The sequence below is a fragment of the Agrobacterium tumefaciens genome, from assembly GCA_025560025.1.
Classification (GTDB): Bacteria; Pseudomonadota; Alphaproteobacteria; order Rhizobiales; family Rhizobiaceae; genus Agrobacterium.
The window spans coordinates 1,160,134-1,184,190 of the sequence record CP048485.1 but is presented as its reverse complement, the minus strand read 5'-3'; the positions used below and the strand labels follow the sequence as shown (position 1 = coordinate 1,184,190).

The following is a 24,057-nucleotide window of genomic DNA, read 5'->3' as shown; positions in this document are numbered from 1 at the left end:
CGTCGATCATGCTCAGGCGACGGTGACGGACAGCGTGCCGATACCTTCGACGCCACACTCGATCCTGTCGCCGCGCACGATGGGGCCGACGCCAGCCGGCGTGCCGGTCATGATCACGTCGCCGGCGGCAAGCGTGAAGAGCTTGGAAAGCTCGGCGATCACTTCCGGCACCTTCCAGATCATCTGCGCAAGATCGCCCGTCTGCTTGCGTTCACCATTGACATCGAGCCAGATCGCGCCGGTCGCCGGATGGCCGATTTTATCTGCGGGGACGATGGCCGAAACCGGCGCGGAATATTCAAATGCCTTGGCGCCCTCCCAGGAGCGTCCCATCTTCTTCAGGCCGTCCTGCAGATCACGGCGCGTCATGTCGATGCCGACGGCGTAACCCCAGACGTGGTTCAACGCTTCGTCCGCCGGAATATCCGCACCGCCGCTTTTCAGCACCACGACACACTCGACTTCGTAATGGACGTTCGAAGACAGCGACGGGTAGGGGAAGTCCTGACCTGCGGGCAGGAGATTGTCCGGGTTCTTCTGGAAATAAAAGGGTGGCTCACGCGAGGGATCGTGGCCCATCTCGATCGCGTGATCGGCATAGTTGCGACCGACGCAATAGACCCGCCGCACGGGGAACATGTCGCTCGTGCCGTTCACTGGCAGGAGCACGGGTTGCGGGGCGGGGATGACGGTGGCGGCCATGGGAGTTTCCTGTCGTCTTTTTTAAGGTGCAATTCTTGTCCCGCGATTCCGGGCTGATTTCCAGTTGAAAATGCTGGCGAGGGCAAAACTGGCTTTTTGCGGTCCTTTGCTGTAGAAGCCGGCGCAAAGAGGTTAATCCATGTACAGACAAGCGCTTGCAAGCGGCGAAAAAATCTTCGCCGTGGCCCCGATGATCGATTGGACCGACACGAGGTGCAGATTTCTGCACCGGCAGCTGTCGAAGCGCGCGCTGCTTTATACCGAAATGATCGTTGCCGACGCCATCATCCATGGCCAGCGGGACAGGCTGCTCAGTTATCACCCCCAGGAACATCCTGTCGCATTGCAGCTGGGTGGATCGGATCCGTTCAAGCTCTCGGAGGCCGTGCGGATCGCCGGTGATTACGGCTATGACGAGATCAATCTCAATGTCGGCTGTCCTTCGGACCGGGTGCAATCCGGTACCTTCGGCGCCTGCCTGATGCGTGAGCCGGATGTCGTGGCGCAATGTGTGGCGGCGATGAAGGCCGTTGCAAAAGTGCCGGTCACGGTGAAATGCCGCATTGGCGTGGATGATCAGGAGCCGGAGGCCGTACTGCCGGATTTTCTGGCGCGCGTTATCGCCGTCGGTGCGGACGCCATCTGGATTCATGCGCGAAAAGCATGGTTGCAGGGGCTTTCGCCGAAGGAAAACCGCGAGGTGCCGCCGCTTGATTATGAACTCGTCTATCGCATGAAGCGGGAAAATCCCGACGTTTTCATCGGCATCAATGGCGGCATCGCCGATCTCGATCAGGCCTGCGATCATCTGCACCATATGGACGGCGTGATGCTTGGCCGTGCCGCCTATCACAATACCTCCATCCTTGCGGATGTCGACCATCGCATCTATGGCGAGGATGCCCTGCAGCCGGACTGGATGCGGCTGCGTGATGCCATGATGGCCTATGCCGCTGACTATATTGCCGCAGGTGGGCGTCTCAACCATGTTACCCGGCATATGGTCGGTCTGTTTCAGGGCATGCCGGGTGCACGTCGTTTCCGGCAAATCCTTTCCAGCGATGCGACCCGGCCGGGCGCTGGCACCGAGGTGATCGAGGCTGCGTTTGCGGCCATTGATTTCAACCCGGCGAAAGAGCTGGCTGGCTGAGGCCCGGCAAGGGCCTTGGTTTGCAGCGCCGTCGGTGCGATGGAAAGCCTTTCAGGGAACAACCCAGACCAGTCCGCGCCATTCCCTGTCGATATCGCCCGGAACCGTAAAATCCAGAGATGGTTCCCGTATCAGGCCAAGGCGGGTCATGACGGATTGCGATCGGATATTATCGGAACTTGTATAGGCGACGATCCGGGCTATGTCTGAGCGATGGGCCGCATGCGCCAGCGCCGCTCTTGCGCTTTCGGTTGCGTAACCCTTTCCCCAGGCCTGCCGGATGAAACGCCAGCCGATTTCGTGGTGCAGGCCGAGCGGATGGTCGTCTGTCATGCGCGGCATAATGCCGGCATAACCGAGAAAGACGCCGTCCGGACTTTCCACCGCCCAGCGGGCAATGCCGTGGTCGCGCTCCGCCTTGCGGTAACGTTCGAATTTCTCTCTGCTCTTTGCGTTATCCGCCGGCCCACCCTGATCGGCCATCACCTCCGGGTCCGTCTGCATTGCGGCGAAAGCTTCAAAATGATCGTCCCGCCAGTGGTGAAGGCGCAGACGTTCCGTTTCAATCATTCCCATTCCCGGCCAACCCTTTGAAGACGATGGAGGTCTCGAGATATTAGCCGGCACGAGATGACCGCAATAAGACGGGGACATCTGTTCCCCGACTTTTGGTGCCGCCTGGTCAGGTGGATCAAGCGATCGCGAGCGGGCTTTCCCGCTCAGACCGCTTTCTGCAGCGCCTGCGCACCGTTCGGCGCATTGACCTTGCCGCCGGTGATGAAGAAGGCGAAGACGTCGCGGGGCGTTTTTTCGATTTGCCTGTCGGGCGCGATCAGCGGCAGGTCATCCGGCACGCCGCCCGCCGCATAGGTCTTGACCCGTTTTGCCCAGTGGTCAATCCCGGTCTTCGGATAGCAGGTCTCGATATCGTCCTCGCCCTTCTGGAGCCGGCAATAGACGAAATCCGCCGTTACATCCGGCAGCATCGGATAGTCGTGGTGATCGGCGCAGACGACGGCGACCTTATGTCTGGCGAGAAGATCGATGAATTCCGGCACCTGAAATGTCGGGTTGCGCACTTCGACTACGTGACGAAGGCGGATGCCGTCCTGTTTTTCGGGAAGCAGCGCCAGAAACGCGCCGAAATCATCAGCGTCGAATTTTTTCGTCGGTGCGAATTGCCAGAGGATCGGGCCAAGGTGAGACCCAAGCTCCGTCAGGCCCTGTGTCAGGAATTTCGTCATCGATTCGCCCGCTTCGGCCAGAACCCTGCGATTGGTGACGAAACGGCTTGCCTTCAGGGAGAAGATGAAATCCTCCGGCACATCCGCCGCCCATTTGGCGAAGGTCTCGGGTTTCTGGCTGCTATAATAGGTGCCGTTCACCTCAATCGCCGTCAATTGCCGGCTGGCATGTTCGAGCTGGCGTTTTTTCGGCAGTTTCTCCGGATAAAACGTGCCTTCCCACGGCTCGAAGGTCCAGCCGCCGATACCGGTGCGGATCGTGCCTGATGTCGACATATGCTGTTCCTCCCAAATAGGCGTTTTCTTTTCAACGTCGCTCCCGACGTCATCCTCGCCCTTGAGGCGAGGATCCATGTTCTCGGCGGCTGTGGATCCTCGCCTCAAGGGCGAGGATGACGGAAAGGGTGCGAAATTCCCGGCAATATCCGGGAATTTTACTCCGCAGCCTCACGCTTTCCGGCCGGCCGGCGTTCCAGAAGTTCCTTCAGGAAGTGACCGGTATAGGACCGCTCGTTCTTGACGATGTCTTCCGGCGTGCCGGTTGCCACCACTTCGCCGCCGCCAGTGCCGCCTTCGGGGCCGATATCGATGATCCAGTCGGCGGTTTTGATAACTTCGAGATTATGCTCGATCACCACGACGGAATTGCCCTGGTCCACCAGCGCCTGCAGCATTTCCAGCAGCTTGTTGACGTCGTGGAAATGAAGGCCCGTCGTCGGTTCGTCGAGAATGTAAAGCGTGCGGCCTGTCGAGCGTTTCGACAGTTCCTTGGCGAGCTTGACGCGCTGCGCCTCGCCACCGGAGAGCGTATTGGCCTGCTGGCCGACCTTGATATAACCAAGGCCGACATCGAAGAGCGATTGCAGCTTGTCGCGCACTGCCGGAACGGCGGCGAAGAACTCCACGCCTTCCTCCACCGTCATATCCAGTACATCGGCGATGGACTTGCCCTTGAAGGTGACATCAAGCGTCTCGCGATTATAGCGTTTGCCGTGGCAGACATCGCAGGTGACATAGACGTCAGGCAGGAAGTGCATCTCGATCTTGATGACGCCATCGCCCTGGCAGGCCTCGCAGCGGCCACCCTTGACGTTGAAGGAGAAACGGCCCGGCGCGTAACCACGCGCCTTCGCCTCCGGCAGACCGGCGAACCAGTCGCGGATCGGCGTGAATGCACCGGTATAGGTGGCGGGGTTGGAGCGCGGCGTGCGGCCAATCGGCGACTGGTCGATGTCGATCACCTTGTCGATGAATTCGAAACCATCGATGCGATCATGTTCTGCGGGAATTTCACGCGCGCCCATCACCCGGCGTGCCGCCGATTTATAGAGCGTTTCGATCAGGAAGGTGGATTTGCCGCCGCCGGAAACGCCGGTAACGGCGGTGAAGACACCAAGCGGCACGGCCGCAGTCACATTCTTCAGATTGTTGCCACGGGCGCCAAAAACCTTGATTTCGCGGCCCTTCTTGGGCTTGCGGCGCTCAGCCGGCACGGCGACGCCGAGTTCGCCGGAGAGATATTTGCCGGTCAGCGACTTCGGATTGGCCATCACCTCCTGCGGCGTGCCTTCGGCGATCACCTGACCGCCATGAATGCCGGCGGCCGGGCCGATATCGACCACATAATCCGCCGTCAGAATGGCGTCCTCGTCATGTTCGACCACGATGACGGTATTGCCGATATCGCGCAGATGTTTCAGCGTATCCAGCAGGCGGGCATTGTCACGCTGGTGCAGGCCGATGGACGGCTCGTCGAGAACATACAGAACACCCGTCAGGCCGGAGCCGATCTGCGAGGCCAGACGGATGCGCTGGCTTTCACCGCCGGATAACGTGCCAGAATTGCGCGACAGGCTGAGATAATCCAGCCCGACATCGTTGAGGAAGCGCAGGCGCTCGCGGATTTCCTTGAGGATGCGGACCGCAATCTCGTTCTGCTTGGCGTTCAGCGTCTCCGGCAGGGTCTCGAACCAGTCGCGCGCCATGCGGATCGACATCTGGGTGACTTCGCCGATCTGCAACTTGTTGATCTTGACGGCGAGCGCTTCGGGTTTCAGGCGAAAACCCGCACAGGCCGGGCAGGGGGCGGCCGACATATAGCGTTCGATTTCCTCGCGCGCCCAGGCGCTGTCAGTCTCTTTCCAGCGGCGCTCCAGATTGGGCACGATGCCTTCGAAATTCTTCACCGTCTTGTAGGAGCGAGCGCCGTCCTGATAGTTGAATTCGATCTTGTCATCGGTGCCCTGAAGGATGGCGTGCTGCGCCTCCTTGGACAGATCGGACCATTTGCTCGAAAGCTTGAAACCAAAGGCCTTGCCGAGCGCTTCCAGCGTCTGGTTGTAATAGGGCGAAGAGGATTTGGCCCAGGGGGCAATGGCGCCGTCGCGCAGCGTGCGGGCCGGTTCGGGCACGATCAGATTTTCATCCACCTTCTGCTGCGAGCCCAGACCATCACAGCTGGGGCAGGCGCCGAAGGGATTGTTGAAGGAGAAAAGCCGCGGCTCTATCTCCGGAATGGTAAAGCCGGAGACGGGGCAGGCGAATTTTTCCGAAAACAGCACACGCTCATGGGTCTCGTTGAGCGACTTGTTGGCAGAGCCGCCAGCCGCGGTTTCTTCCGGCGGCAAAGGTTTGTCGGCGAATTCCGCGACCGCCAGACCGTCGGCGAGCTTGAGGCAGGTTTCGAGACTGTCAGCGAGACGCGCCGCCATATCCGGGCGCACGACCGCGCGGTCGACCACCACGTCGATATCGTGTTTGTATTTCTTGTCGAGGGCCGGAACGTCGGCGATTTCGTAGAACTGGCCATCCACCTTGACGCGCTGGAAGCCCTTCTTCATGAGATCGGCGAGTTCCTTCTTATATTCGCCTTTGCGGCCGCGCACCATCGGCGCGAGAATATAAAGGCGCGTGCCTTCCTCGAAAGCGAGAATGCGATCCACCATCTGGCTGACCGTCTGGCTCTCGATCGGCAGGCCGGTGGCCGGCGAATAGGGCACGCCGACACGTGCAAACAAGAGGCGCATATAGTCGTAGATTTCCGTGACCGTGCCGACCGTGGAGCGCGGATTGCGCGAGGTGGTCTTCTGCTCGATGGAAATCGCCGGCGACAGGCCGTCGATCTGGTCGACATCCGGCTTCTGCATCATTTCGAGGAACTGGCGCGCATAGGCCGAGAGGCTCTCGACATAACGGCGCTGGCCCTCGGCATAGATCGTGTCGAAGGCAAGCGATGACTTGCCCGAGCCGGAGAGCCCGGTCATGACGATCAGCTTGTTGCGCGGCAGATCCAGATCAATGCCCTTGAGATTATGCTCACGGGCACCACGGATGGAAATCGTCTTCAGTTCACTCATGACAAGGCTCGGACAAAAATAACAGGCTTGATGGCGGCGCGCCCTTATGTAGTGACGCAGCCGGACGTGTCGAGGTCTATTCCCTATAGTCGGCGGCTTTTCGGCTCACTTGACTCGAATTTCACGATTTAATAGAACAAAAAAGGAACAAATAGCAAGTACGAATATCCCTTCGGGACACTCAAGATTATTCGCTGTGGATAGTTCCCCTGTTGCGGTGCCTTTTAATGCCCGTGGCGGTTATTGTGTGCCGAATTTTTTGAAATGCAATTGCCGGTCATGATGGCCGGCGGACAGGATGACGAGATGGCTGGTAGCGTAAACAAGGTAATTCTGATCGGAAATGTTGGCGCCGATCCCGAAATCCGCCGGACCCAGGACGGCCGTCCGATCGCCAACCTGCGCATCGCCACCTCCGAAAGCTGGCGGGACCGCAATAGCGGCGAGCGCAAGGAAAAAACCGAATGGCACACGGTCGTTGTGTTCAACGAAGGCCTGTGCAAGGTCGTCGAGCAATATGTGAAGAAGGGCGCCAAGCTCTACATCGAGGGCCAGTTGCAGACACGCAAGTGGCAGGACCAGACCGGTAACGACCGTTACTCCACCGAAATCGTGCTGCAGGGTTTCAACTCCACGCTGACCATGCTTGATGGTCGCGGCGAGGGCGGCGGCGGTGGCCGTAGCGGCGGCGGAGACTTCGGCGGCGGCGATTATGGCAGCGGCGGCGGTGGCAATTACGGTGGTGGCTACGACCAGCAGTCGTCGTCGCGCGGCGGCTCTTCGCGTGGCGGCGGCCAGCCCTCCGGCGGCTTCTCCAACGACATGGACGACGATATTCCGTTCTGAGCGGACGGCGAATGAGAGAAGGCGGGCGTAGCGAAGCTGCCGCCCGCATTGAGGTTGCGGCTGTTTATGCCGCAGCCTTATCCGCCAGCATCGCGACCATGACATCGGATTGCGATATAATGCCGACCATCTTGCCGTTGGCGTCGATCACCGGCAGGTAATGCAGCCCTTCTTCCGCAAAGCGGATGATGGCCTCCTCGATTGCGGTTTCAGGCCGCACGGTTCTGACCGGCGATGTCATGATGTCTTTCACGGTATCGTTGGGGGCGCTTGCCCCTGTAAGGATAAGACGCAGCCGCTGCAGGAAACCGATGGAGGGGCGGCCGTTTCTCCAGCTCGCCTTTTCCAGAAAATCCGTCTGGGTGACGATGCCGACGATTTCGGCGCGGTCATTGGTGACAGGCAGCGCCTTGAAATGACGGTTGCGCATCAGCGCATGGGCGTGGCGCAGGCTATCATCAGGGGCGACGCCGACGACATCGCGTGACATGATGCTTTCGCAATCGAGATGAAGGGCGCGACGACGCCAGGAGCGCAGTTCGGTCCTGCGCAGGATGGTCTCGAGATCGTCGCGGTCTATATCCAGAATCTCGTCATATTCCTTCAGCACCTCATCGAGATCGGTCGAGGAAAAGCCGATTTTCTGAATTGGCGTCGGGTCTGCCGTCCCATGGCTCGCCTTTCCCAGCTTCAGACCGTGAGGATAGGCGCGGCCGGTGGCATTGTTGTAGGCGAGTGCGAGGGCAAGAAGGATCAGCGAGTTTCCGGCGACGGGCCACAGGAGAAAACCATAACCGAGGCTGTGCACGGCGGGGCCGCCAAGAACGGCGGTCAACGCCACCGCGCCGCTTGGCGGGTGCAGGCAGCGCAGCGCCATCATGGCGGCAATGGCAAGGCCGATGGCGAGCGCGCTGGCAAGGAAGACATCCGGGACGAGAAGCGCCGCCGTCACGCCCACGAAAGCCGAAACGAGATTGCCGCAGAGGATGGACCAGGGTTGCGCCAGCGGGCTGGAGGGCACGGCGAAGAGAAGCACCGCGGAGGCGCCCATCGGGGCGATCATGGCGGGCAGGGTGGGGTCGAAGCGGAAAGCGAGGCTGCCCAGAAGCCCGGTCAGCAAGATGCCGACAAAAGCGCCGGTTGCGGCACGCAGCCTTTCCCTCTGACTGACGGGAGCGGCATCCGGGATGAGGCGGCGCAGCGTGGATCGCATGGAGAAAACTTTCGAATCCGAAGAACACACCTCTTTTAGCCGAGGCTGACCCCGGATTTAAAGGACGGATTTTCCGCAATTTCCGCCCGTCGCAGGTTTTTGTTGCACGGGCGTCAAGACGGGCGGCAGCTCAGAAGCCGAAGGCTGACTTTATTCCGTCGACCACGAATTGCACGGAAAGGGCTGCGAGCAGGACGCCAAGCAACCTTGTGAGGATCGCGCGGCCGGTATTGCCGAGAAAGCGGTCCATGCGCTCAGACACGATCAGAACGGCATAGACGAGGGCCATGGCGAAAGCGAGGATGAGAATGAGCACGACCATTTCGAGTGTCGTCTTCATCGTGCCGGCCAAAAGCACCGTGGCGGAAATGGCGCCCGGCCCGGCAATCAGCGGCAAAGCGAGCGGAAAGACCGCCAGATTGTGCAGGTGATCCTTGGTGATGGCGATCTCGGAGGTCTTTTCCTTGCGCTCCTGGCGTTTCTCGAAAATCATCTCGAAGGAAATCCAGAACAGCAGCAGGCCACCGGCGATGCGGAAGGCACCGAGCGAAATGCCGAGCAGGTTGAGAATGGTAAGACCGAACAGGGCGAAGACGGCGAGAATGCCAAAGGCGATCAGCGAGCCGCGCAGCGCCACCTGACTGCGCTGGCCGCGCGTCATGCCGGTGGTGAGCGCAAGGAATACGGGCGCGAGACCGGGCGGATCGAGGGTGACCAGAAGTGTGGTAAGCGCGTTGATGAGGATTTCGCTGCTGGCCATTTTTTCCCCGCTTTTTGCCTTTTTGTGCCTGAGCCTACGCAAGTCGCGCCTGCATTGAAAGGGAGCGGCGGCGCTTTTGCCAAGCTAAATGGCGAAAAGCGGTGTATGTCTTGCAAATGACGCAAAAGACTGTTCAAAACTCGCCGGGAAATTGGCTTAACGTGGCTGTTTCCGCTATAAAAATCCATCCGATTCTTAACAGAGAATGTGATCCGTTTTGACTGACCAGAGCCCCCCCGGCGGCGGAAAGCTTCCGCCAGGTATTGAACCGATTTCCATCATGGAGGAAATGCAGCGGTCGTATCTCGATTACGCCATGAGCGTCATCGTCTCCCGCGCGCTTCCCGATGTCCGTGATGGTCTGAAGCCGGTTCATCGCCGTATTCTTTACGGCATGTCCGAACTTGGCATCGACTGGAACAAGAAATACGTCAAATGCGCCCGCGTCACCGGTGACGTGATGGGTAAATTCCATCCGCACGGCAATTCGGCGATCTATGATGCACTGGCGCGTATGGCGCAGGACTGGTCGCTGCGTCTGCCGCTGATCGACGGGCAGGGCAATTTTGGCTCCATCGATGGCGATCCGCCGGCGGCCGAACGTTATACCGAATGCCGCCTCGAAAAGGCCGCGCATTCGCTGCTCGACGACCTCGACAAGGAAACGGTCGATTTCCGCGACAACTATGACGGCACCCTGCAGGAGCCGGTCGTCATTCCGGCCAAGTTCCCGAACCTGCTGGTCAACGGCGCAGGCGGCATCGCCGTCGGCATGGCCACCAATATTCCGCCGCACAATCTCTCCGAGGTCATCGACGGCTGTATCGCGCTGATCGAAAATCCGGCGATCGAGCTGCCGGAACTGATGCAGATCATTCCCGGCCCGGATTTCCCGACCGGCGCGCTGATCATGGGCCGTTCCGGCATCCGCTCGGCTTACGAGACGGGCCGCGGTTCGGTCATCATGCGCGGTCGTGCGACCATCGAACCGATGCGCGGCGACCGCGAGCAGATCATCATCACGGAAGTTCCCTATCAGGTGAACAAGTCGTCGATGATCGAGAAGATGGCCGAGCTGGTCAAGGAAAAGCGCATCGAGGGCATTTCCGACCTGCGCGACGAATCCGACCGTCAGGGTTACCGCGTTGTCATCGAGCTGAAGCGCGACGCCAATGCCGATGTCATCCTGAACCAGCTTTATCGCTACACGCCGCTGCAGACCTCCTTCGGCTGCAATATGGTGGCGCTGAACGGCGGCAAGCCGGAGCAGATGACGCTGCTCGACATGCTGCGCGCTTTCGTGTCCTTCCGTGAGGAAGTCGTCAGCCGCCGCACCAAGTACCTGCTGCGCAAGGCGCGCGATCGTGCGCATGTGTTGGTCGGTCTGGCGATTTCGGTCGCCAATATCGACGAGGTCATCCGAGTCATCCGTCATGCTCCCGATCCGGCTTCGGCCCGTGAAGAGCTGATGACGCGGCGCTGGCCGGCGCGGGATGTGGAAAGCCTGATCCGTCTGATCGACGATCCGCGGCACCGCATCAATGATGACGGTACCTACAATCTCTCTGAAGAGCAGGCGCGCGCCATTCTCGAATTGCGCCTTGCCCGCCTCACCGCGCTTGGCCGCGATGAAATCGGCGACGAGCTGAACAAGATCGGCGCGGAAATCAGCGAATATCTCGAAATCCTGTCGTCGCGCCTGCGCATCATGCAGATCGTCAAGGACGAGCTTGGCGCCATCCGCGACGAATTCGGCACGCCGCGCCGGTCCGAGATCGTCGAGGGCGGTCCTGATATGGACGATGAAGATCTCATCGCCCGCGAAGACATGGTCGTTACCGTTTCGCATCTCGGCTACATCAAGCGCGTGCCGCTGACCACTTACCGGGCGCAGCGTCGCGGCGGCAAGGGCCGTTCCGGCATGGCGACACGCGACGAAGATTTCGTCAACCGTCTCTTCGTTGCGAATACGCATACGCCGGTGCTGTTCTTCTCCTCGCGCGGTATCGTGTACAAGGAAAAGGTCTGGCGCCTGCCGATCGGCACGCCGCAATCCAAGGGCAAGGCCCTCATCAACATGCTGCCGCTGGAGCCAGGCGAGCGCATCACCACCATCATGCCGTTGCCCGAGGACGAAACGACCTGGGAAACGCTGGATGTGATGTTCTCGACGACACGCGGCACGGTTCGCCGCAACAAGCTCGGCGATTTCGTGCAGGTCAACCGCAATGGCAAGATTGCCATGAAGCTCGATGAGGAGGGCGATGAAATCCTCTCCGTCGAAACCTGTACCGACCGCGACGACGTGCTTCTGACGACCGCGCTCGGGCAGTGCATCCGCTTCCCCGTGGACGATGTGCGCGTCTTTGCAGGCCGTAACTCCGTCGGCGTGCGTGGCATCAACATGGCCGAAGGCGACCGCATCATCTCCATGACCATTGTGGGTCACGTGGAGGCTGAACCGTGGGAGCGCGCCGCCTACCTCAAGCGTTCGGCTACCGAGCGGCGCGCCGCTGGCGTCGATGAGGATGATATCGCACTGGTTGGCGAGGAAGTGACGGAAGAGGGCGAGCTCAGTGAAGAGCGTTATCAGGAGCTGAAGGCGCGCGAAGAATTCGTGCTGACGGTTTCCGTGAAGGGCTTCGGCAAACGCTCGTCTTCTTACGATTTCCGCACATCGGGTCGCGGCGGCAAGGGCATCCGCGCCACCGACACCTCGAAGACAGCCGAGATCGGCGAACTTGTCGCCGCTTTCCCGGTCGACGAAGGCGACCAGATCATGCTGGTTTCCGATGGCGGCCAGCTCATCCGCGTACCCGTGAACGGTATCCGTATTGCCAGCCGTGCGACCAAGGGTGTCACGATCTTCTCGACCGCCAAGGATGAGAAGGTGGTTTCCGTGGAGCGCATCAACGAGCCGGAAGGCGACGATGAAGGCGAAAACGGCAATGGCGAAGAGGCCGATGACAATCTGCCGGATACGCCGGAGGCACCGGAGAGCGAGGCGTAAGCCGCCTCGTTTCTCTCTCACTGCCGATAAACAGAAAACCCCGCGGAGCTCAGGCTACGCGGGGTTTTTATTTGGATATTGTCTGCCAGTCCGGTCTTAACGAATGCGTATATGGACCGGCGCGCGGCCTGAACGGCGTGCGACATGAAGGTGGATGCTGGCTTCCGGCTGGTTGGCGCGCCAGGCGCGGGCGCCGTGCGACAGAAGCAGGCTGACGAGATCGCGCGTCTTTGCCTTGGAACGATTGAGACCGAGATCGGCGATACGCATTGCCGCCTCGTGAATGGGATGCAGAACCGACAGACTGCCATGCCCGTTGCCAGACGCAATGTCCGAATAATTCTCGTTGACTGCCATCTTGGAAAGCCTCGCTACACATTACACAATTCGAGGAGACAGGCGATGTTTCGACAATGAACCACCGCCTGCGGAAACGTCTGTTACTGGAGTGACGCCCAGCAGCTGACGCCTTTCTTTTTCAATGCATTGCATGCATTCACCGCAGCGTTCTGGCCATCAAAGCCGCCGAAACGGGCGCGATAAATCTGGGAGCCGTCCTTGCTGAAGGCGACCGTGAAGGGTTTTGCGGAACGAAGGGCGGCGCCGCCCTTCTCCTGTGCGTTCTGCAACAGGCCACGCGCGGAGTTTTCATCCGGCGATGCGCCGATCTGGATCACCCAGCCACCCTGCGCAACCTCTGCCTTTGCGGCAACCGAAGGGGCAGACGATACCGAAGGTGCGGTCGATGCGGTGACGATATTGTCCACCTTGGTCGAGTTGGTAATCAACTTGCGATCGGGTGCGACGGGCGCCTGATTGATGGGATCCTTGCCCTTCTGCCAGGTGGCGGCCTCCATGGCCTTTACGGCTGCATTGGAAGAGGAACCTGCGAAGGCGGTAACCGGCGCTTCTTCGTAACGGGTCTGCGGCACAGGGCCAGAATTGGGCAGGCCGGCTGCAGTTGCGGCAACTGCCACGGAAGGAACGGCTGCCGCCACGGCAACGGGTTCTTCAACCGGTGCGGACCGTGTCTGTGCGATGAGGTTGCTGTTACCGCCACGCGATGCCTGCGGCAGGTAGGTGGCAACAAGCTTGCGCATGGTGGCATCGCGGGCGGCGCTGGAGCGTCCACCAAGAACAACGGCGACGATGGAGCGGCCGTCAAGCTGCGCCGAGGTCGCAAGGTTGCTGCCGGCGGCGCGGGTGTAACCGGTCTTGATGCCGTCCACGCCTCTTACGGTTCCGACGAGACGATTATGGTTGCCGATGACCTGCTTGCCGAAATTGAAGGTACGGGTGGAGAAATAACCGTAATATTGCGGATAATGCTGGCGAAGGGCGATGCCGAGGCGGGCCTGGTCGCGTGCCGTCGTCATCTGCGCCGTATTGGGCAGGCCGTTGGCATTGCGATAGGTCGTACGGGTCATGCCGAGGGCACGGGCCTTGGCGGTCATCATCCGGGCGAAACGATCTTCCGAGCCGCCGAGATATTCACCGAGTGCGGTTGCCATGTCGTTGGCGGAGCGGGTGACGAGCGCAAGGATCGCCTGCTCGACGGTGATCGAGCCGCCGGCGCGCACACCGAGCTTGGAAGGCGGCTCCTTGGCGGCATTGGCCGAGACGGGCACCTTCGAATCGAGCGAGATACGTCCGGTATTCAGCGCTTCGAATGTCAGATAAAGCGTCATCATCTTTGTCAGCGATGCCGGGTAACGCAGGCCGTCGGGATCCTCGCCGTAGAGAACCTTGCCGGTCTTGGCATCGATGACGATGCCCGCATATTTCGGCTCTGCCTGCGCAGTCCCCACGGATGTTGCGGTTATGAACGCCGCAGCAAGGGTCAACGCAACAAACCTTACAAAAGACGCCGCGCCTACATTGCGCGAAAGTGCCCCGGATAGACTTTTCAACACTGCTGAACTCTTCAATCGCATATTTCTGTTCCGCTCGGACACGCCCCGCCCGAATGCTCCGGGAAGAAACTTTATCGGGATGGCGTTACCAAGTGGTTTATGAAAGGTATCCGGTTTCCATAAAATGCGACTTTTCGCCCGCAATCTGTTCCGTGCCGTGTCACGGATTTCTGTCTTTTACGAGGCGCTGCTCGACATAAGCTTTTATATCCGCATCCAGCTTTGCCCATTGCGGCAGCAGGGTGGTTGAAAAACGATAGAACAGGCTGAGGTCCTGACCGGCGTGGATATCCCTCTGGCAATCGCTGCCCGTCGCTTCCTGCGGTGTCTGCGGCAGGAGGCAGCGGACCACATAGTCGTTTTCGCCTTCACGTCGGCCGGTCAATATGACTTCCTTGCCGTAACCGGAATCGGCGCGCAGGCGATGCAGCATCAGGCCGTGCTTCAACGGCACCGGATCTCCTTCCGTCAGCCGGGAATAAATCGGCCCGAAACGGCCTGACATGTCCTCCGACATCGTGCTTTGTGATAGCTGGACGTAAATCAGGCCCGCTGCCCGTGACGGATCGTCAAAGACAGCGCGATTGGCGTCTTCATATCCCCTGAGCTCCGGCCATGTCAGATAAAGATCCACCCGCTCGCGCTCGCCATCCTGACGTTCGGACGGCACGCGCAGCGTGTTTTTCGCAAGCGTCAGCCGGTCGTTGCCGATTGAAATCAGCACCTCATCGGTGGCTGTCGTATGGGTCGCCTGGAGAATCCGGTCGCCATACCATTTAATGCCCACATTGAGTGCGGCGACGAGAACGAGAATGATGACGGCGATAATCGCGAAGCGCCGCATCAGGGACGATGAAGGCAGGGGTCTTTCGTTGTGCATGAGCTTCCACATTCGTTCTTGCCATCGGGCGTGTTTTCCCGCGTGGAAATAGATGGGCAAAGCTTTAACCTGCGGCGATCGCCATTGAAATGATGTTTTGCCGCTGCTACCTGATGAGATGCAAGCAAAGGACGGCATATGGCAGCGCGTGACAGATATTCCCGGAAGCTCGAATGTTCCAAATGTGGCCATCAGGGGTTTGCCGAGGTGTCGGAATCCGATGAAAAGGGCCGCGCAAACGTCGATTTTCGCGTCGATGAAATGCCGCGCGGTTTTCGGACCGAGCGCGCTTCGGGCGACCCGACGGATTTTATGATCCGCTGCGCACAATGTGGCAACATATTCCGTTTCCTGCAGAAAACTGCCTATGCGCCGGGAGGCGAACCGCGCGTGAAGGCCTGAACGGAAGGTGCCGGCATGACCATACCGCAACAACCGAACGGGACGCCGCAAAGGCGTAAACCGATCTGGCCGTGGATCGTGCTTCTGGTGCTGACGCTGTGCGCCATCTATTCCTATAATCGCGCCAACGACATCATCGCTGAACTGTCCGACACATTGCCTCCGGCGCTGCTGAACCTTTTCGAGGATATTTTAAGGGGTGGTGGGCGGCACGGTGATGGTGGGCCGAGTATCGGCGTCTGACCTGCCGAACCGGCCAGGAGGTGCTTTCTGTGCGCCCAACCTTTCGCCGACGGTCCTAATTTTTAATCGCTATCAAAGAAAAAAGCCCCGCAAAGGAGCGGGGCAGGTTGATCGCTCGGGGAAAGTTGGGCAATGCCCGGGAGCGATGTGATTATATAAGCGACAATATTGCTGACGCGATAGGCCACTTCCGTCCCAAACAGTACGCTGGCGCATAAATTTTGCTCAATCGGTGAAGGCAGGCTTTGGACCGCTATTCGTCGGACCGAATGCTTCCTCCGTTTGCAGTTGCAAAACGGGACAAGCAAACCGACAATCCACCTGCAGGTTGCCCGATTCTTGATGTTGCCTCGAATTGCACATATTCGACCCTAACATAACCGGACATGAGCAGACGCATGGATAAATCCGGAATTCTCTTCGTGGCGCTGTTGCTGGTGCTTGTTGCAATCGTCCTCAGCCTGACGCTTTTCGATTCGAACCAGCAGATCCCTGCTGTTCCTTCGGGCGAGGGGTCTTTGCTGCCGCCGGCGACGACGCCCGGGCAATGATCCTTGGGCTTCCGCCATGAGAAGAGGCTGGCTTTTCCCAGCGGGATTGACGGCCATTTTCAAACCGCTATAAAGCCTCACCACCGAAGGATGGGTGTCCGAGTGGTTTAAGGAACCGGTCTTGAAAACCGGCGTGCGTGAGAGCGTACCGTGGGTTCGAATCCCACCCCATCTGCCATTAATCTCAAAATTATCATTCGAACGAACGGAGCGATCGCCGGTCCGTATCATGTTGTTTGAGCGACAATACCGTAACGCCACAATAAATGAAGAAGCCCGCCTTTCAGCGGGCTCCAAACGTCATATGCAATCAAATTTCCGGACAACCACGTTCATTGGCGAAGGTGATGCGGTCCGGTCCGCGGCGGGTGAAGCCTTCGACGACAACACGGCCGGGGGTGACGCGCACGACTTCCGGGTCGCGTAGGCCGGCTTCGCGGGCGGCGGCGCGGGCTTCGCGTTCGCTACAGCCACGCATGCGGGGTGGGCCGCGGCGGTCCACATCCCGGTCACGATCCCGGATAACGGGGCGAACGCCATCGGGGCCGATCCTCAGCTCCATATCCTGTGCGCCTGCCGGGATGGGCGCGGTGATGGATACCAGGGCTATACCGAGTGCCAGACCCGTAGCTTTTAACGACTTCAACATGTTTCCTCCCTCAGCCGAAAACCGGCGGAAGCTTGGTTGTTTGCGGGGTGGAAACGCGGCGGCACTGCGTTTGTTCCGTCGGCGCGGATGCCGGAAAGCGAGCAGATCAAGGGCAGGTGGCATCTTCCACGCCGTCCAAAAAGAGATAAATCATTAACCACGTTCGTTACAATTTTATCGATTTTGCAGAAGTCGTTCGCATTTTCGCCACGTTATGCACAAGATTAAGCGACTGTTAGGTGCTTCGATGGCAGGGGCAAAGCAATCGAAGCGGAAGAGGGTGCGGTTCTCCGAGCCTGCAAGCAGCGTGGGGCAGACGATTTGAATTCTACGGTCAAGAAACTCTGCATCAGCACCAGATCGGGTGCGAAGTGGCTTGCAATTTCCGTGCTTTGCGCCGCGACAGCGTCGTGTTCAACCACTTCCGATACCAAGCCCAAGCCAAAGCGCAGCAAGGAATATTTTTCCGAATCCGAATATGGCGTCAAAGCCAGCCCGCGTGTGGCGGACGGAAAAATCATTCCTAAAGGCGGCGGGCGCGAGCTTGTCGGCAATGCCTATACGGTCAAGGGCCGCCGTTATTTCCCGAAAGAAGAGCCGGGTTACAACAAGACCGGCCTTGCCTCCTGGTATGGTTCCGCCTTCCATGGCCGCCTGACGGCGAATGGCGAAGTCTACGACAAGGAACATCTTTCCGCCGCACATCCGACATTTCCCCTGCCGAGCTATGCGCGCATCACCAATATGGAGAACGGCGCTTCGGTTCTGGTGCGCGTCAATGATCGTGGTCCCTTCCACGAGGGCCGCCTGATCGACGTTTCCAGCAAGACGGCCGACCTTCTCGACATGAAGGCGACCGGTACGGCGAATGTGCGGGTGCAATATGCCGGCCGTGCACCGCTTGACGGTCACGACATGCCTTATCTGATGGCATCCTATATTCCGAAGGGCTCACGTTCGCCGGGTGTTGCGCCGGAAGGGCAGATCGCAACCGGCGTCATGGTGGCTTCGGCTTCTCCGAATTTCGTGCCGGCTCCAACATCAAACCCCAATTACGGCGCTTCCACGCAGACGGCGCTGGTGGGGTCCAAGAAGAATGCAGCGCTGCAGGCCATGCCGCTGGTCAATGGCCCGGCTCCGGTCTTCGAACAATTTGCGATTTTGCCGGAAATCGGTCCGTTCCTGGCCGAGCGCCCGGAAGGCAATTTCATGCGTGAGCCGGCGGCACCCGGCGGCAATTATCTGCGCGTGCCGACGCCATCCTCCAAATATGCAGCCGCTTATTCCGAGGAATCTGCTACGGTCTCCAGAACGTCGCGTGCGTTTGACAGCGTGCTCGTCGATCGTGGAACGCTGAATGAGGATTCCATACTCGCCCATGTGAAGCGTCAGCAGGCGAAGACACGCTGACCAATTGAAGAATTTATGGCTGACTTGCGTTTTCGTCGCGAGCGGCGGGTTGCGGCAGGGAAAGCTGGGCGGTTTCATGCGCAAGGCCATACATCGTTCTATTATTTCGCTCGCCGGGGCGGCGGCATTTGCGTTTCTCGGCGGCAATCCGGCGCAGTCGCAAACGGCGCCTTTCATCGCCAAGGCCGAGCAGGCCTATATGATCGATGCCGAGACCGGCACGGTGCTTCTTTCCCAGAATGAGAACCAGTCCTTTCCGCCCGCTTCGCTTGCCAAGCTGATGACGGTGGAGGTGGTTCTGGATGCGCTGTCGAAAGGGCAGGTGACGCCCGAGACGCCTTATCCCGTATCGGAATATGCCTGGCGCACGGGTGGTGCGCCATCGCGAACCTCGACCATGTTCGCCGCGCTGAAATCCGCCGTCAGCATCAATGATCTCCTGACCGGGATTATAGTGCAGAACGCCAATGACGGCTGCATCATCATCGCCGAGGGCATGGCGGGTTCCGACCCGGCATTTGCCAAGCGCATGACGGTGCGGGCAGGCGAACTCGGCATGAGCCGCAGCACCTTTGCCAATTCGACAGGACTGCCCGATCCGGGCAATCAGACGAGCGCGAAGGACATGGTCCGTCTCGCCCAGCATCTGCACGATACCTATCCGGATCGCTACGGGCTTTTCACCCGGCCGGATTTCGAATGGAACCGGATTTTCCAGCGCAACAAGAACTCGCTGCTGGGTAACGGCATAGACGGTCTCGGACTTGGTTTTGCCGAAGGCAGCGGTTTTGCAGCGGTGGTTTCCGCGGAGCGTGAAGGGCGCCGGGTCTATCTGGCACTTGCCGGCATCGTCGACGATAAGACACGGCAGGAAGAGGCCCGGCGGGTGGTGGACTGGGGGCTGACGGCCTTCGAGAAACGCCACCTTTTTGCCAGGGACGAGGCGGTTGGTTCCGTCAGCGTCTATGGCGGCAATGTTTCGCATATCGATCTTTCGCCGAGAGAAGACGTCAGCGTGCTGGTGCCGGTCAATAATCCCGAGCGTATCTCCGGGCGGATCGTTTATCGCTGGCCACTCAACGCGCCGCTCGACAGCGGCGCGAATGTCGCAACGCTCAAGGTTTTTTCAGGCGAACGGCTGTTGCGGGAAGTGCCGCTTTATACGAAGGCTGCCGTGGGCAAGGGCACGCTGACCCAGAATGCGACAGGCGCGCTCAAGGAATTGCTGCTGTTCTGGCTCTGACGCCTTTTGCGCAGATGACAGCTTTCTCCATGCTTTTGTTCAGTCACCGGATTTTCGCAAAAGCGCTTCACACTTTTCGGTTCGATGCTGTAAACAGGCATTTCGAATTTTGAGAAATCCCCTGCAGGACGTGACATTGGCCGAAAAGACCGGATTGTTCATAAGCTTCGAAGGCGGCGAGGGCGCCGGCAAGTCGACGCAGATTCGCACGCTTGCCGAGGCGCTTCGCGGCCGTGGTTTCGAGGTGGTCGTGACGCGTGAGCCGGGCGGCTCGCCGGGTGCGGAGGCCGTTCGGCATGTACTGCTTTCGGGTGCGGCCGAATCCTTCGGGGTGCGCATGGAAGCGATCCTGTTTGCGGCGGCGCGCAACGATCATGTCGAGGAGGTCATTCGTCCGGCACTGGAGAAGGGCGCAATCGTTCTCTGCGACCGGTTCCTCGATTCTTCCCGTGTCTATCAGGGTACGACCGGCAATCTGGAGCCGGATTTCATCGAAACGCTGCAACGGGTCGCGATCGACGGCGTTGTGCCGGAACTGACGCTGATCTTCGATATCGCCGCCGAAAAGGGCCTTGCCCGCGCCAGAAAGCGTGCGGATGAGGGCGCTGCGCCGGATCGGTTCGAAAAAGAGGAAATCGAGACTCATGAGAAGCGGCGGGAGGCCTATCTGGATATTGCGCTTGCCGAGCCGCGTCGCTGCCGGATCGTCAATGCCGATCAGCCGGAGGAAAAGGTCACGGAGGACGTCATGTCCTTTGTCGAGCCGTTACTCGAGCGGCTGAAGACTGCGGCGGGCGCGGCGCATGAGTGACGTTCAGGGCGTTCTCGACGGCGCAATAGCGCCGCAGCAGAACACGAAGCTTTTCGGTCATGCCGAAGCGGAGGCGTTCCTTGCGCAGTCCTATCGCTCCGGCAAAGGGCATCATGCCATTCTGATCGAAGGGCCGGAGGGTATCGGCAAGGCGACGCTCGCCTTCCGTTTCGCCAATCATGTGCTCAGCCATCCCGATCCGTCGCTGGCGCCGGATTTCCTTGCCGATCCCGATCCGCAATCGCTGGTCAGCCGGCAGATTACCGCCGGCGCCTCGCACAATCTGCTGCACCTCACCCGTCCCGTGGACGAAAAAACCGGCCGTGTGAAATCCGCCACCACTGTGGACGAGGTGCGGCGGGCAGGGCACTTCTTTTCGCAAACCTCTGGCACCGGCAACTGGCGTATCGTCATCATCGATCCCGCCGACGATCTCAACCGCAATGCTGCAAATGCGATCCTGAAAATACTGGAAGAGCCGCCCAAGCGTGCGATGTTCCTTGTCCTGTCACATGCACCGGGAAAATTGCTGCCGACCATCCGTTCGCGCTGCATGCCGCTGAGGCTCCTGCCGCTTTCCGATGCGGCCATGGTGCAATCCCTCGATCATCTCGGCATCAGCCCATCCGGCGAAAAGCGCGACGCCCTGCTCGCCGCCTCAAAGGGCAGTGTGGCGCAGGCGTTGAAGCTGATGAATTACGGCGGCTCCGACATTGTCGAGGCCTTTGCGGAAGTCATGGCGGCTGAAGGGCCCGGCGTGCGCAAGCAGATGCACAAGCTTGCCGAGGTCCTGGCGCAGAAGGATGGCGACATCGTTCTCGGCTTCTTCATGGAGCATGTGACGGAAGAGTTGATGGAGCGCGCGCGGGCGGCGGCGATGGCGGGCGATATCGCTGCGGCGGAAAAACACGCACGGCTTTCCTCGACACTCTCGGAACGGATTACGGTGGCGCAGGCCTATAATCTCGACAAGAAGCAGATGGTGCTTTCCATTCTGGAGGATATTCGCGGCGTTTGAAGACAGGAAATCGTCCGAAACGTACGGTTTTACCGATACGGAAACGTCTCCTCCGTCATGCCGGACTTGATCCGGCATCCAGCCACGGTGCGTCTGCGCCGTGAGCAGTGAGTCTTTCGCAATCAAGGACTTGATCGCTGCTGGACCCCGGACCAGGTCCGGGGTGACGGCAATGTGGATGCCAAGCGCTCGCCAACTCCACTTTGTCCGCAAGCCATCGTACAAAACGTACGCTTTTTCTTTCGCTGCTGCGAACAATGGTTTAAGAGCGGTCTATCCAAAAAACAGCCTGTAAAGTCGATAGACCGTCATGACAGACAAGACACCATTCTACATCACCACCGCGATCTCCTATCCTAACGGCAAGCCGCATATCGGTCATGCCTATGAACTGATCGCGACGGACGCCATGGCACGCTTTCAGCGCCTGGATGGAATGGATGTGTTCTTCCTGACCGGCACCGACGAACACGGCCAGAAGATGCAGCAGACGGCGCGGGCGGAAGGCATTTCGCCCGAAGAACTGGCGCAGCGCAACTCCGACCAGTTTCGCGAGATGGGCAAGTTGCTCAACGCCTCGAACGACGATTTCATCCGCACCACGGAAGAGCGTCACCACGAGACCTCGCGCAATATCTGGAACCTGATGGCCGATAGCGGCGACATCTACAAGGACAGCTATGCCGGCTGGTATTCCGTGCGCGACGAGGCCTATTACGGCGAGGACGAGACGGAAGTGCGCGCCGACGGCGTTCGTTACGGGCCGCAGGGCACGCCCGTCGAGTGGGTGGAAGAGGCAAGTTATTTCTTCAAGCTCGCCGAATATCAGGAGAAGCTGCTGAAGCTCTATGAGGATAACCCGGATTTCATTGGTCCGGCGGAACGGCGCAATGAAATCATCTCTTTCGTCAAATCCGGCCTCAAGGACCTGTCGATTTCCCGCACCACCTTCGACTGGGGTATCAAGGTTCCGAACGACCCGAAGCACGTCATGTATGTCTGGGTCGACGCGCTGACCAACTACATCACCGCGACCGGTTACATCGAGGACAAGAACGGCCCGCGCGCAAAATACTGGCCAGCCGACGTGCATATCATCGGCAAGGACATCATCCGTTTCCACGCGGTCTACTGGCCGGCTTTCCTGATGAGCGCGAATCTGCCGCTGCCCAAGCGCGTCTATGCGCACGGCTTCCTGCTCAACAAGGGCGAGAAGATGTCGAAGTCGCTCGGCAACGTCGTTGATCCGGTTAATCTGGTCAACCATTTCGGTCTCGATCAGGTCCGCTATTTCTTCCTGCGCGAAGTCTCTTTCGGCCAGGACGGCAGCTACAGCGAAGAGGGCATTGCCACCCGCATCAATGCCGATCTTGCCAACGGTATCGGCAATCTCGCCAGCCGTTCGCTGTCGATGATCGTCAAGAATTGCGACGGCCAGATTCCGGCCCCCGGCGAGTTCACCGATGAAGACAAGGCGATGCTTGCCTCCGCCGACGGGCTGCTTGAGATTTGCCGCGAGGAGATGGGCAAGCAGCTCATCCACCGTGCGCTTGCGGCCATCATTGCCGTGGTGTCCGAAACTGACCGCTATTTCGCGTCGCAGGAGCCGTGGGCGCTGAAGAAGACCGATCCCGAGCGCATGGGCACCGTGCTTTACGTTACGGCGGAAGTCGTGCGCCAGATTGGCATTCTCCTGCAGCCCTTCATGCCGGAATCCTGCGAGAAGCTGCTCGATCTCGTTGCTGCCCCCGCCGATAAACGTGATTTTGCAGCGCTCGGCGAAGCGGGACGTCTGGTTCCGGGCACGCCGCTTGAGGCACCGAAGCCGGTCTTCCCGCGTTACGTCGCTCCGGAAGCGTGAAGGCGACGACCATGCTGATCGATACCCATTGCCATCTGGATTTTCCCGATTTCGAGGCTGAGCGCGACGATATCGTCGCCCGCGCCCACGCTTCGGGCGTGAGCCAGATGGTGACGATCTCGACGCGGGTACGCCGTCTGCCCGAGCTTTTGAAGATCACGGAGAAATATCCGTCGGTCTTCTGCTCGGTCGGTACGCATCCCAACAGCGCCGCCGAGGAGCTGGATATTTCTGCCGACGATCTGGTGCGGCTGGCGGAAAGCCATGACAGGATCGTGGCGATCGGTGAGGCGGGTCTGGATTATTTCTACGATACGCAGAAGCCGGAGGACCAGAAGACCGGTCTCCTTCGTCATATCGAGGCGGCAAGACGGACGAAGCTGCCGCTCGTCATTCACAGCCGCAGCGCCGATGACGATATGGCCGCGATTTTGCGCGAGGAAAGCGACAAGGGTGCCTTCCCGTTTATCCTGCACTGCTTTTCCGCCGGCCCAGAGCTAGCGAAGACCGGTGTCGAGCTTGGCGGTTATGTGTCCTTTTCCGGCATTCTGACATTCCCGAAATCGCAGGACATCCGCGATATTGCCGCCACCGTGCCGCTGGACCGGCTGCTGGTGGAAACGGACGCACCCTATCTTGCGCCGAAGCGCTGGCGGGGAAAGCGCAACGAGCCGTCCTATGTCGTCAACACGGCAGAGGTTCTGGCCGAGGTGCATGGCATTTCCTTCGAGCGGATGGCTGACATCACCACCGAGAATGCCTTTCGCTGCTTTTCGAAGATGACAAGGGTGTAGG

Annotated in this window: 21 protein-coding genes and 1 tRNA gene; 12 read left to right on the top strand and 10 right to left on the bottom strand. The window is 59.6% G+C overall.

Annotated elements, in window-relative coordinates:
• Positions 1 to 12 precede the first annotated feature (12 nt).
• Positions 13 to 702 (bottom strand): fumarylacetoacetate hydrolase family protein, encoded by a 690-nt coding sequence (locus FY152_05850; protein ID UXS31638.1) that lies wholly within the window; start codon positions 700 to 702, stop codon positions 13 to 15.
• A 139-nt stretch (positions 703 to 841) separates the two neighbouring features.
• On the opposite strand from FY152_05850, the gene dusA reads away from it, so the two are divergent.
• Positions 842 to 1,852, top strand: coding sequence for a tRNA dihydrouridine(20/20a) synthase DusA (gene dusA / locus FY152_05845; protein UXS31637.1), 1,011 nt, complete (start codon positions 842 to 844; stop codon positions 1,850 to 1,852).
• A 51-nt stretch (positions 1,853 to 1,903) separates the two neighbouring features.
• On the opposite strand, the gene FY152_05840 is transcribed toward dusA, so the two are convergent.
• From FY152_05840 to uvrA, 3 genes are all read right to left on the bottom strand, one after another.
• Positions 1,904 to 2,422 (bottom strand): GNAT family N-acetyltransferase, encoded by a 519-nt coding sequence (locus tag FY152_05840; GenBank protein UXS31636.1) that lies wholly within the window; start codon positions 2,420 to 2,422, stop codon positions 1,904 to 1,906.
• A 149-nt stretch (positions 2,423 to 2,571) separates the two neighbouring features.
• The gene (locus tag FY152_05835; GenBank protein UXS31635.1) at positions 2,572 to 3,372 is read right to left on the bottom strand and encodes a DUF72 domain-containing protein; all 801 of its coding nucleotides are present in this window, start codon (positions 3,370 to 3,372) and stop codon (positions 2,572 to 2,574) included.
• Positions 3,373 to 3,530: 158 nt separating this feature from the next.
• Entirely contained in the window at positions 3,531 to 6,452 is a 2,922-nt protein-coding gene (uvrA, locus tag FY152_05830; protein ID UXS31634.1) for an excinuclease ABC subunit UvrA, read from the bottom strand.
• A 264-nt stretch (positions 6,453 to 6,716) separates the two neighbouring features.
• Here uvrA and FY152_05825 point away from each other — a divergent pair, with 264 nt between their 5' ends.
• Entirely contained in the window at positions 6,717 to 7,298 is a 582-nt protein-coding gene (locus FY152_05825; protein ID UXS31633.1) for a single-stranded DNA-binding protein, read from the top strand.
• Between the two features lie 64 nt (positions 7,299 to 7,362).
• On the opposite strand, the gene FY152_05820 is transcribed toward FY152_05825, so the two are convergent.
• Positions 7,363 to 8,511 (bottom strand): HPP family protein, encoded by a 1,149-nt coding sequence (locus FY152_05820; GenBank protein ID UXS31632.1) that lies wholly within the window; start codon positions 8,509 to 8,511, stop codon positions 7,363 to 7,365.
• 130 nt (positions 8,512 to 8,641) lie between these two features.
• Entirely contained in the window at positions 8,642 to 9,271 is a 630-nt protein-coding gene (locus tag FY152_05815; GenBank protein ID UXS31631.1) for a MarC family protein, read from the bottom strand.
• 217 nt (positions 9,272 to 9,488) lie between these two features.
• Between FY152_05815 and gyrA the strand changes: the two genes are divergently transcribed.
• Entirely contained in the window at positions 9,489 to 12,281 is a 2,793-nt protein-coding gene (gene gyrA / locus FY152_05810; protein ID UXS31630.1) for a DNA gyrase subunit A, read from the top strand.
• Positions 12,282 to 12,377: 96 nt separating this feature from the next.
• Here the strand turns inward: gyrA and FY152_05805 are convergent, their stop codons facing one another.
• From FY152_05805 to FY152_05795, 3 genes are all read right to left on the bottom strand, one after another.
• The gene (locus FY152_05805; protein UXS31629.1) at positions 12,378 to 12,638 is read right to left on the bottom strand and encodes a hypothetical protein; all 261 of its coding nucleotides are present in this window, start codon (positions 12,636 to 12,638) and stop codon (positions 12,378 to 12,380) included.
• An 83-nt stretch (positions 12,639 to 12,721) separates the two neighbouring features.
• Entirely contained in the window at positions 12,722 to 14,125 is a 1,404-nt protein-coding gene (locus tag FY152_05800; protein ID UXS31628.1) for a D-alanyl-D-alanine carboxypeptidase, read from the bottom strand.
• A gap of 229 nt (positions 14,126 to 14,354) precedes the next feature.
• The gene (locus tag FY152_05795) at positions 14,355 to 15,074 is read right to left on the bottom strand and encodes a hypothetical protein (GenBank protein UXS31627.1); all 720 of its coding nucleotides are present in this window, start codon (positions 15,072 to 15,074) and stop codon (positions 14,355 to 14,357) included.
• Positions 15,075 to 15,212: 138 nt separating this feature from the next.
• Here FY152_05795 and FY152_05790 point away from each other — a divergent pair, with 138 nt between their 5' ends.
• From FY152_05790 to FY152_05780, 3 genes are all read left to right on the top strand, one after another.
• Positions 15,213 to 15,476: a hypothetical protein gene (locus FY152_05790; GenBank protein UXS31626.1), complete on the top strand. Its 264-nt coding sequence runs from the start codon at positions 15,213 to 15,215 to the stop codon at positions 15,474 to 15,476.
• Between the two features lie 15 nt (positions 15,477 to 15,491).
• Positions 15,492 to 15,719 (top strand): hypothetical protein, encoded by a 228-nt coding sequence (locus tag FY152_05785; GenBank protein ID UXS31625.1) that lies wholly within the window; start codon positions 15,492 to 15,494, stop codon positions 15,717 to 15,719.
• Between the two features lie 639 nt (positions 15,720 to 16,358).
• Positions 16,359 to 16,448 (top strand) — tRNA-Ser (locus FY152_05780).
• A gap of 132 nt (positions 16,449 to 16,580) precedes the next feature.
• On the opposite strand, the gene FY152_05775 is transcribed toward FY152_05780, so the two are convergent.
• Positions 16,581 to 16,919: a hypothetical protein gene (locus FY152_05775; protein ID UXS31624.1), complete on the bottom strand. Its 339-nt coding sequence runs from the start codon at positions 16,917 to 16,919 to the stop codon at positions 16,581 to 16,583.
• Positions 16,920 to 17,240: 321 nt separating this feature from the next.
• Here FY152_05775 and FY152_05770 point away from each other — a divergent pair, with 321 nt between their 5' ends.
• The 6 genes from FY152_05770 to FY152_05745 all read left to right on the top strand — a co-directional run bounded on the left by FY152_05770 (position 17,241) and on the right by FY152_05745 (position 24,056).
• Positions 17,241 to 18,329 (top strand): septal ring lytic transglycosylase RlpA family protein, encoded by a 1,089-nt coding sequence (locus tag FY152_05770; protein ID UXS31623.1) that lies wholly within the window; start codon positions 17,241 to 17,243, stop codon positions 18,327 to 18,329.
• A gap of 76 nt (positions 18,330 to 18,405) precedes the next feature.
• Positions 18,406 to 19,572, top strand: coding sequence for a D-alanyl-D-alanine carboxypeptidase (locus FY152_05765; protein UXS31622.1), 1,167 nt, complete (start codon positions 18,406 to 18,408; stop codon positions 19,570 to 19,572).
• Between the two features lie 136 nt (positions 19,573 to 19,708).
• Positions 19,709 to 20,383 (top strand): dTMP kinase, encoded by a 675-nt coding sequence (locus FY152_05760; GenBank protein UXS31621.1) that lies wholly within the window; start codon positions 19,709 to 19,711, stop codon positions 20,381 to 20,383.
• Positions 20,376 to 21,401, top strand: a complete 1,026-nt coding sequence (locus FY152_05755; GenBank protein ID UXS31620.1) for a DNA polymerase III subunit delta' — start codon at positions 20,376 to 20,378, stop codon at positions 21,399 to 21,401. Before FY152_05760 ends, FY152_05755 begins: the two co-directional genes overlap by 8 nt.
• Positions 21,402 to 21,711: 310 nt before the next feature.
• Positions 21,712 to 23,262, top strand: a complete 1,551-nt coding sequence (locus tag FY152_05750; GenBank protein ID UXS31619.1) for a methionine--tRNA ligase — start codon at positions 21,712 to 21,714, stop codon at positions 23,260 to 23,262.
• An 11-nt stretch (positions 23,263 to 23,273) separates the two neighbouring features.
• Entirely contained in the window at positions 23,274 to 24,056 is a 783-nt protein-coding gene (locus FY152_05745; GenBank protein UXS31618.1) for a TatD family hydrolase, read from the top strand.
• Position 24,057: the final 1 nt, after the last annotated feature.